Here is a 9,254-nt window from a genome sequence, read left to right on the forward strand (position 1 = left end):
ATAAAATATAAAATATAAAATATAAAATATAAAATATAAAATATAAAATATAAAATATAAAATATAAAATATAAAATATAAAATATAAAATATAAGGAAATTTATTATGCCAAAAACAAATAAATATTATTTTGATGTTGGTTTCTCTCAGCAAAAGTATATTTTTGAATTATCTGAAAAACGCTTTAAACATATTATTGATAAGTTTATTTCTTATGATGATCCTGGTCTGGCAAAAGAAATTACAGGTATCTGTCTGGCATTAAGTGCCGCTTATTTAACTCAAGTTCGTGAGGGTGGCTTAGAACAAGGTGAAAGATATCTTAAAGGAATAAAGAGACTAGTTAAAGTAATTGAATCACATACGGAAAGTTATGATCCACCCTATATTAAAGCACGACATCAAGCCAGGCAATTACATGCAAAGGAAAAATTAAATTTACTATTTATAGATTTAGTGAGCAGGCAACGTTTATCATTTGATTTATATGAAATGATGAATTATCAACCTGATTATTCAAATTGGCCTGCAATTGAAAAAAATGAAACTATACCAGACTTTATAAAAAAGGTGGTTGATTTTGAAACTAAAAAAAATTATAAATTTATAGAAAGATTTTGGTTTAAAACTCTTATGTTAGAGATTGAACATGGAATTGACACACATAAAGTTAATGTTGACGATATCAAATTGACTGTACATCGTATTTTTCTTGATTTTAAGAAAAAGTATATTAAAGGATATATTAATTATTATAATGAAAGAGGATTAAAAATAAATGATCAGGATATAAATAGCATAGCAAATGACATAGAGTTTGACGTGTTTATAACAAATTATCTTGATAAAGATAGTACTGTCAATAGACGTTATTTTGAATTATCTTCAGAAAACCATATGATGGCAATAGTCATTGACAAAAATAGTCAAACAGAGCTAGTAAAATATGCATTTTTTGATCCCAATTATGGAGTTATTTATTTTGATGATAAAGAGAAGTTTAAACAATTTTTGACTTATATAATAAAAGAGCGAAAAGATATTTATAACTTTTTAGTTTATGATAATAATACTTATATTACGTCTATTATCGAATTAGAAAATGATCCAGTAATTAATAAAAATAATATTTTCCCAATTATTGAAAGTGATTTAGTTAATATAACAACGACCAAAATTCTTTGTGACGAGCAAAGTTTTTTTTATCTTTCTGATAATCAAAAATTGCAATTTAAAAAATTTCATCAACAAAGCGCTAGTACGGAATTGGAGCTGATTTCTGATGGAGAACAATATAAGGCGATAAGTATAGTCATTAATTCGGTTGATTCTAGTGACATTTTAGCACTTATTACCAATCAATATAAAAATATCTTAAAGTTTAATTATGATAAAATCTATTTAAAAATTGAGAATGATAAATGTATTGTTTATAAAATTAACCACAACGTAAAATTATTGGCTAATCAGCCATTACCAATTTCTGATCTTTCAGAACCTATTACTGAATTTACATTAGAAACTTTACCAGTAGAGTCATTAGAGATACATAAAAATGAGGTTTTAGGTCAAGATACGGTTAAGCTTGATCAGTGGTGGGATCCGAGAGTCGAACCTGAAAAAATTCCGTCACATTCCAGCGCTGTAAAGACAAAATTAGCTGAAAGTAATTATCGACATAATTTGATTATTCAGTTAGAAGGAGAAAATATTGTCAGTCAATCGACAGCAAATTTAATTGGTAAACATCCTGATAACACAACCGTTATTCAATATGATCTTGAACAAAATCGCTATCGAGTTGTTTATGGTGATATAAATAAAGTCGCAGGGGAACGAACAAGATGGTTTTTGATTGGTCATGGCAGAAAGGATGACATCACTAAAAAAAGAACCTTTGCCAGAAAAACAGCAGAATATATAGCAGATAAATTAATGCATTTAAGAAAGACTGAATTTAATAATAGTGAGCCAGAAAAGATAGTACTATTGGGTTGTAAACTCGGACAAGCAAAAATAGGTGATAATTTTGCATTAGATTTTAGTCAACAACTTTGGAATGAAGGATTCAATTCAACAATCACTGCTTATACCCGCGATTTATATATTGGTTCACATGGTCGCAAGAATATTTATTTAAATAACTTTGAGCGTAGCCGGAGAGATGCAAGATATTATAAAACAACTTTTGACAAACAATTATCACCACTCGGTCTACAAATTAATAATGAAATATTAATTTTTTATATTCTCAGATTAATTAATTCAGGTGAGCTTTCATTAGATAGTGAAACAATAAAAAATAATGATTATATAAAAAAATACTTTCATTTACCTAATGGTAAATTAGATATAGATTTATTAAAATTAGTAGCATATGATGCTCGGGCATATGAATTATTTTATCAATGTATAAATGAAAATAGACATAATTATACCATCGATGATTTTTTAAATAAATTATGGGCCGAAAAAATTTTTGATCCCCCATTATGGAAAACTATTAATCAAACAGTGATAAAGAAAAATTTATACTCAGTAAAACAAAATAATATAAAAAAAATAATATTCCGTTTTTCTGACAAACAGAAATATACTGTCAGCAGGCTGAATTATTAGCTAGCGAAAATCCTAATGATAGTTTTATTTTTCAAGCAGATAAAAAAACAAATAAAATTTTTTTAGAATATGGTGATCTTGATAAACTAAAAAATAGTGTAATTGATAAATGGATGATAGTAGGTGAAATTGAACTGCATAATCATTTTTTATTATTTGAGCAAATGACAGTAGAAAAGTTAGTTGATATTATGGATAATATACATAAGCAAAATTTTTTAGCGATACCTGATGAAATATGTTTTTTTAGTAAAAAAGCCTTAGGAACATTATCTAGCCCTTATGATACTTCAGGTATTGCCAGTGAATTTTCAATTAAATTAGCAGAAAGAAATATAAATACCGCTATAACAACTTATCAAGTCAATCCAGATCTTTTCTCAACGCGATCATTAGATGGAGTTAATGAATATTTTGATTTAGTTAAAAATAATAATCAATTAACTAAATTTAGATATGATAAAACAACAAAGCAATTATTTTATAATGAATTAGATACTACTTATGCACTATTTTTTGATATTATGAAAGGTAATATTAATATCGAAAAAGATTTAGATCAATATCAGTTTTATTTAAATAACTATCTATATGACAATAAAGGAAAATTGATTACTAAGAGAATAGAAAATATAAAGTATGATCCGATTATTAACCGTAAAGTAAATAATTATTTTAATAGTAAAATGGAGCAACAACCTGATGCATTAGTAAAATGGGAGGAAATATTTACAAATAATAACGAAATGTTAAATGTAAAAGCCCATCATCTTTCTCTTTTATTAGAAAATATTTATTATCGACCAGAAATAATTAATCACCTTAGTGACTATTCTAATCAATTATTAGGTGAAATATATTCATATTCGGATGGTAGTCCTGATATCGGTCGTTTAATGCTATTAGTTAATGATCAGCCAAGATTAAATCAACTACGAACATCATTAATAGAACTTTCCGCAATTGATAATCGAAGTGGTCTTTATACATTACCTTTAAGTGTGGCATTATCAAAAAGTCAAAAATGGCATAATTATTATCTTAATAATATCCTTTTGTTAACAAAAATAACTAATAACAATGCCAATATAATTATAAAACCAATGCCACATGCTTTTTATTTAGAAAAGAGGGCTAACTTAGAAAAATGTATTGGTATTTTTTATGCATCTTTATCTAGTAAAGTAGATAATGTTGATGATATTTTGCAATATCACCACCGCTTACTTGAATCTTCAGCAACCAGAAGACTATCTATAGATGAACAACTTTTTTTGGATAAATTAAATCAAGCAGTAGATTGGGCTGCTTATTTGGTAGTTAATGAAAACGGATTGACTGAACAGGCTAATATTATTTTACCTGAAAATTTAACTTTGGCTCCAATTACTCAATATCAGTTAAGTATAAATAATGTTACCTTTACTCTGATTGTCAAATATAAAGGAAATGCCAGCTATCAATGTCGAATATTTGATCCAAGAATGGGTGAAATAGTCATCAACAATATTGCAAAAGAAAAAATAAATGAAGAAGTTATATCATTTTTAACAAATTATCTTAATCAAGATGTTACAGTTTTTGATACTGTTTATAAACGTTACGAAATATTTGATATAAATAAAGACATCGCGTTATCTGGACAATTTAAAGTTCATAAAATACATGAAAATGATATTATAAAAATAAAAGTTAATGATTTAATTGAATTTTTACCTGTTAAAGAAAATCTAACTGATTTTTATAAAAATGTAACAATAGCCGAACAAAATATTGGATTATTTGCATTAAAGCGGGCAGGAGCGCATATCAATGAAAATTTAATTTCGCCCTTTATGATTAGAAATATTCCTGACTGGCGGTCTAAATTGAAATTTGATATTGAACAACTTAATGATTACCTTACTTTTTCTCAGGGTACAGAGGAAAATATAAGTATTATAAAATTACTCAAGGAAAAGATAAATTCGTCAGAAAATTATAGAGATTTTTTATTCAATCGTGGTGATTTGCATGACGTTGCGACTATTTATCAACGATTAGCAGCCATTGATCAATATGTTGATGCTAACACGGTAGATGGCGAATTATGGCATAATTTTCAACAGGGCATGACAAGATTGCCTCGTTATGCGCATATTGTTAATAAATTATCTAATGCTACTCAATTAGCCAATATTATCCAACTAATTTCTTCGACTCAATCAGCATTAATTTATTTAAATGATCCTCAAGTTTCTATTCAGGAAAGGCAAGATATTGAAAAAAACCTTATTATTGCTTGGGGAGCTGGAATAACAAATTTTGGCACCGAACTTTTACAACCAATATTACTCAAACTCGCTTATCAAATGACTGGCTCAATTGATACAGCGAGTCGATTTGCGGTTCGAATGTCATTAGGGATTAATATTGCTTCTAGCGGTTTTGATCTCTATTATGCTTATCAAAATTTTGATCAATTGCAAGATGAAATCAATCCAGCAAAGCGTCAGGATTTAATCGTTAATGGCACTTTGTCTTTGTTGAGTGCTGGCATTAATATTAGTAGTGCTTTAGCGATATTAGCGGGTGTTTCGTCAGCTGGTCCTATAGGGCTTTTTCTTGGTACTGGTTTAATGATAAGTAATTCATTTTATAATGCTTACCGTACCGTAGAAGAAATAGAGGAAAAGGTTGCATTAACCACCAGTGAGGAATGGGAGACCGGTTTTAGAGCCATATTAGGATTACAACCTGACTATTCGGTACGTAATAAACTTTTAAAGCAGCAAACTTACAGTGAAATTAAAGAATATAAAATAGAGAAAGAGAAAAAATTATTTACAGAGCTGTTAAAACCCTCAGGCTATAATTTGAGTATTGTCGTTGATGAAGATGAACAAGTGTCAGAACTCCCTCTCTATCATTTATTTGATAAAAAAACAAATCTTTATTTATTTAAAAATAAAAATAAAAATAAAAATAAAAATAAAAATGTTCAGTATGATTTAGAAGCTTTAAAACACAATTTTAATATTCTCACGTTACCAATAAATTTGTGGAAACAGCAACAAATAGATAATATTATAGAAATAAATAAAAGAAAATTTACTGCAGAAGAAATTAAAAAGATTTTTCATCAATATCCTGACCGATATGAAGTTGAAGTGGATAAAATTAAAACTTATATTCCATTGCAAAGTATAGTAACCAATGAAATAATTTTGTTGAATAGAGAATATGATAATTTAATTAAAAGAATAACAAATAAACCTTTTTTAGATAATTATTTATTTCGTCAAGCAAATGCGATCTACTCTTTGCCGGGAAATGGACAACCAGAATATATTTTTGAAAGTTTAGATAGTTATTTCATGAAGGGAGTATTAAGAAAATATATTACAGGAAGTAATTTTAATTTAGGTGATGGCGATGATATTGCAGTTGGTTTATCTTTAGCTAAAAATAGATTTGTTAGCTATAGCGGAAGAAAAATATTTATTGGTGGTGAACAAGATGATGTTTTTATTTTAGCTGGCAATAAGTTAGGTTATGGTGAAGATAAATATTTTAATGGCAAGGGTGGTAATGACACAATAATCGTAGAACACTTACCTCGTTATCATAGTAACATGTTATCAAATGGTGAAGCAGGTTTGTCTAATGCGTTGTTATCACTAACAGGAACTTTTATTAATTTACAACAAGGCACTGTTCGATTTCTTTATGAAGATTATCTTGACAATTTTGAAAATATATCATCTTTCAATAATAGTCACTATATTTCTGATGTTCATGTTGATTTAGTTAGTTTTGAACATGTTATTGGTATAAAAGATAAACAGGATATTATCTTAGGTAATAGAAAAAATAATATTTTAAATGGCAATGGCGGAATTGATATTATATATGGTATGGCTGGAGAAGATACTATTATATTAAATAATGGTTATGCTAATGGTGGAGAGGAACAAGATACTTATGTTATTGAACGTTATAATCCACATGAATATAAAAAGAATCTATTATGGAATCAAAGTCATTATTTATGGGATGCTGATAATCAAGAATGGAATTATATTGATGAAGATAAAAAAGAATTTAATGTCGTAGTAACAATTGATGAACAACAATTTAAAGATAAAAGTATCGTTAACCTTAATTATAAATTAGATGAAATTAAAAATTTAAAATTAGTCGGTAATGATATTCATATTCATTTTTCAATAGTTGATAGTCAATTTACTACAGATAAAGACAATAATATTAAATTAATATTAAAAAATGCCTATAAAAATATGGATAATGAAGGTTTAATAGTGAATCATGAATATATATTACAAACTATTGATGGTTTTCTGCTTTCGATGGATCCATCACAAAAAATAAAAAAACAGGGGCAACCAGAAAAAATATTTAATGTAATGTATTTCGAAAAATTAGATAAACAAAAGACCTCTGCACCTTGCACTAGTATTGAAATTAATTTAAGTAACAATAGTATAACTAATTTTAGAAAAAATTATATTTTGCCTGAGATGATTAAACCGTTACTTAAGACTTATAATGCTCAATATACCATTTTAAATGGCGATCGTTTTGATAATCAATTTTTATCAATTAAAAATAATACTTATATTTATATATCTCATGGTGTTGATTTTTATATTATTTCCGATCTTGATGTTGAAAACATTGAGAATAATAAAGATATTATTTTTGACTTTAATAAAATAATTGACGGTTATACAAATGAAGATATTGTTATAATTGTAATAAAAAATTATAGTGGATATGATTTTATTTTTTGTGATAATAGATTGAAGTATAGCAAAAGCGAGAATAAATCTGAAATTGAATTTATTAATAATTCTATTAATTTTTATGGTAAAATTTATCTGGTTGATAAAAATAATGAATATTTTAATATAACATTTAGCAATAATCAATATTCAATTACTCCTGTGCTTAAAGAGTATATTGGAACCGGAAATAATGATAATATTACCTATACTAAAAATAGTCACCATCATAATGTCATAAGAATGTTATCTGGTAATGATATTGTTACTGATACCAGCGAATTAGGTAATATTATTTTTGGTGACGATGGTGATGATATTATAACTGCTAAAGGTGGCTCTAATATTGTTGTTGATGGTAATGGTAATGATATTATTTCAACGGGTGATGGTAATGATATTATTATATCCACAAAAGGTAATAACATTATAGATGCAGGCAAAGGTGACAATGTAATAGTTATAAATTATACTTCGTATAATATAAAAGTTTATCTGAATGAAGGAAATAATAAAATTTTTCTTCAAGGTATGGATAATGCTTATAGTCAAGAATATAAAAATGATAATTTAATTTTATCCTCGGTAGAAAGTGAAAGAAAAATAACTATTTATAATTATAATAAATATAAAGATAATTTGGAAATTAATACGTTATTAAATAATGGGTTAGTCTTGGATGATGCAAAGATAAATTTATTAGTCAATGCTGCTTCCGCTTTTAAGCAAAATGATTATGAACTTTACTCTACCATGTTAACAACAAATGAAAAATATTTGATTAATCAAATATATCAATATAGTGGAATAAGAAAAAAATAATATATTTATTTACTTATAGGAAATCTGGCTAATAAAGGACGATTCATGCCTACTAATTATAACGCGGATATTAATTTTTCTCATAATACCTATCTCTATTTAATGGCAAAAGATAGACTTGTTCATATCACAGAAAAATTTATTTTACATGGTGATAAAAATAGATTGAAAGATATTAAGGGAAGTTTTTATATTGGATTATCAATTTATTATATGGCTCATGTTCGGCAAGGTGGTAAAAAACAAGGAGAGAAATTTTTACTTGATTTAAATAATGTTATTAATATTATTGAAACACCACTTTCTGACAATTTGCCATCATTAATGAAGGCAAAATTGATGGCAGAAAAAATTCATGCTAAAGAAAAATTAGATAGCATGCTTGCTGCAGTAATTGATATTCAAAAACGCTATCTTAGTCGTATTGATATTAATAATTATGTGTCAGATCCCTATATGTGGCTTGAAATGTTGCCGGCCGAGACGGCGCACCATTATATTGATAGAGTAACAAATCGCGCTTTGAAATTGAATAATAGTTTAAAAAATGCCACCTGGTTTGCGGAACTTTGTATTAGTTTAAAAGCCAGATATTTAAATAGTGATACCGATTCGATTGATAATATTAAAAGTAATTATCATGAACTCTTAAGCAAAAAAAAATATGATTATTATATTGATAGTATTAGGCTGTGTCCCTTAATTGCGTAATCGGCGGTAAAACAAGCGAATGCAGCCCAGTTTCACCATTGCTAGATAGTTTCTTGCCGTTTTTTCATAACGTGTAGCGATCCGGCGATATTCCTTTAAACGGCCAAAACACCTTTCCACAACGTTGCGATGGCGATAAGCATCACGATCAAGTTGCGAGCGTCCATCTGAAGCCAGTTTTTCATTTGATTTTCGGGGAATAACCGTTTTCATCCCTTTTCTTTTCAACTCGTTACGTAGCGCATTCCCAGAGTAGGCTTTGTCAGCCAGTACCGTATGACCACGACGCTTCATGCTGCCGTTCTGGCGTTGCACGC

The 9,254-nt window shown here is 27.6% G+C and carries 4 protein-coding genes; 3 read left to right on the forward strand and 1 reads right to left on the reverse strand.

The genetic code is table 11. The features are described from left to right. Window positions 1–106 precede the first annotated feature (106 nt). The 3 genes from G468_RS0114735 (at window position 107) to G468_RS0114745 (ending at window position 8,937) form a co-directional block, all read left to right on the forward strand. The gene (locus G468_RS0114735; RefSeq protein WP_026823730.1) at window positions 107–2,620 is read left to right on the forward strand and encodes a C80 family cysteine peptidase; all 2,514 of its coding nucleotides are present in this window, start codon (window positions 107–109) and stop codon (window positions 2,618–2,620) included. A gap of 113 nt (window positions 2,621–2,733) precedes the next feature. Then, a complete protein-coding gene (locus G468_RS0114740; RefSeq protein ID WP_026823731.1) occupies window positions 2,734–8,226 on the forward strand; it encodes a calcium-binding protein in 5,493 nt (1,830 codons plus the stop codon). 45 nt (window positions 8,227–8,271) lie between these two features. After that, window positions 8,272–8,937, forward strand: a complete 666-nt coding sequence (locus tag G468_RS0114745) for a hypothetical protein (RefSeq protein ID WP_026823732.1) — start codon at window positions 8,272–8,274, stop codon at window positions 8,935–8,937. Here G468_RS0114745 and G468_RS0114750 read toward each other — a convergent pair. Continuing rightward, on the reverse strand, window positions 8,926–9,254 hold a 329-nt coding region (locus G468_RS0114750; RefSeq protein ID WP_026823733.1), incomplete at its 5' end, for an IS5 family transposase. The genes G468_RS0114745 and G468_RS0114750 overlap by 12 nt on opposite strands.

The sequence above is a fragment of the Arsenophonus nasoniae DSM 15247 genome (genome assembly GCF_000429565.1).
GTDB classification, from domain to species: domain Bacteria; phylum Pseudomonadota; class Gammaproteobacteria; order Enterobacterales; family Enterobacteriaceae; genus Arsenophonus; species Arsenophonus nasoniae.

Excerpts from the sequence above, each read along its gene's own strand:
- G468_RS0114735 (WP_026823730.1), top strand. The coding sequence starts at position 107 with ATGCCAAAAACAAATAAATATTATTTTGATGTTGGTTTCTCTCAGCAA.
- G468_RS0114740 (WP_026823731.1), top strand. The coding sequence starts at position 2,734 with ATGATAGTAGGTGAAATTGAACTGCATAATCATTTTTTATTATTTGAG.
- G468_RS0114745 (WP_026823732.1), top strand. The coding sequence starts at position 8,272 with ATGCCTACTAATTATAACGCGGATATTAATTTTTCTCATAATACCTAT.